A 1,196-nucleotide genomic window follows, 5' to 3' on the forward strand; every position below is an offset into this window, starting at 1 on the left:
TTCGATTTCTATGACAAAATCAAACGATTTTGATAAAAATTTTGATTTTTAATTAGAGCAAAAACAATGTGTATCATTTTATTACGTACTGCGTTCAAGACGCTCATTTTGTTTTTTCCTTGTTCTACTTTTCGATTAAAATATACAGCCAAATCATTGTCTAGTCTTATGGCGCTCATTGCTCCTAGATGTAATAGTTTTTTTAGTGCTTTATCAGCCAAATTAGAAACTCTATTTCTTCCAAAGACAGAGATTCCAGAGGTGTTTGCAAACGGAGCTACACCTGCATAACAAGCAAGCTTTCTTGGAGTTTTAATCGTTTTAAACTCATTAGTTTTTATAAGTAAATTCCAAGAAAGTATATTCCCAATACCAGGGACTGATCTAAGTTGATTATCTAACTTATTAAGTGATGTGTCATTTTTAATTAGTTTTTTTATTTCAGTTTCAAAGTCTTTGATTTGCGAAGAAAGTTCTTTGATCAGTTTGTTGTTTTTCTTGATGATTGAACTAATGATTTTAGAATGACTCACTACTTGTATCTCTTTATTTTTGGTTAAAAGCTCCTGTCGTTGGTTCACTCTTGATTTTCTCTCAGATACAAGTATTTGTAATAGTTTTAACTCTTTTCTCTTAGGGACAAATAGTGTTAGTTCTGTATGATTCTTTTTAATAAAGTGTGCAATTCTTATCGCATCAACCTTATCATTTTTTCCTCTAGTTAAACCTAAAGACCTTTTTAGATGTAATGGATTAACAACATACACCTTGCATAGCATTGGTGTCAAAATATCTATCAATGTCCATGAATATCTTCCTGTATTTTCCATACATATGTGATACTTTAAAGTAGTATCTTTTAATAGATTGCTAAAGAATTTACCAATACTAGCTTTGGTATTTTTAATTACTAAACTTGTAGAAGTATCTGTGAGTATACAGATATCTAGTGTGTGTTTGCTTACATCAATACCAATGAATTTTAAGTTTGTTTTCATACCTTTGATTTGAGTGAATAAAAGATAGACTCAACTCCTTGATAATGGGCTTTAAATCCCGAATTTCTAATTTGAGTTATATCTATTAAATGGAAAAGATCTAAATCGAACTATAAGTTTTAAAACTTGGAGTGACTTGATAGTGTATCTTTTCCATTTTTAAGTTAATGATTTATTGAATGCTAATCTAAAGGAGTG

At 29.6% G+C, this 1,196-nt stretch carries 1 protein-coding gene; it reads right to left on the reverse strand.

What is annotated here, in order from left to right; genetic code table 11:
* Nucleotides 1-8 precede the first annotated feature (8 nt).
* Nucleotides 9-998, reverse strand: a complete 990-nt coding sequence (locus tag Q0845_RS27680; protein WP_298521201.1) for an IS110 family transposase — start codon at nt 996-998, stop codon at nt 9-11.
* Nucleotides 999-1,196: the final 198 nt, after the last annotated feature.

This window comes from uncultured Kordia sp. (assembly GCF_947489565.1).
GTDB lineage: Bacteria > Bacteroidota > Bacteroidia > Flavobacteriales > Flavobacteriaceae > Kordia.